General features: G+C 30.8%; 1 protein-coding gene. It reads left to right on the forward strand.

What is annotated here, in order from left to right; translation table 11 throughout:
* A partial coding sequence (locus tag ACVCZW_RS13295; RefSeq protein ID WP_452232646.1) for a GxxExxY protein occupies positions 1–104 on the forward strand: 104 nt, incomplete at its 5' end.
* Positions 105–380: the final 276 nt, after the last annotated feature.

Here is a 380-nt window from a genome sequence, read left to right on the forward strand (position 1 = left end):
TTTTAACATATTTAAAGCTTTCAGAAATAAAACTAGGCATTTTAGTGAACTTCAATGTTGATGATATAACAAAAGGGATTTTCAGAAAAGTAAACGGGTTATAAAATAGTTTCCCACGGATTTCTCAGATTTACGCAGAAAGGAGACTAAAAGAATCTGTGGTAATCGGTGAAATCAGCGGGAGAAAAAACAAGTAATTTATGGAAGAAAAAACAGAAAATGAATTATCCTATATAATTAGAGGAGGGATTTTTAAAGTCTATATAGTAAACTTCAATTTTGCTAGTATAATAAAAGGGATTTTTAGAAAAGTAAACGGGTTATAAAGTAGTTCCCCGCGGATTTCTCAGATTTACGCAGAAAGGAGACTAAAAGAATCT

This window comes from Lacinutrix sp. MEBiC02595, assembly GCF_053601555.1.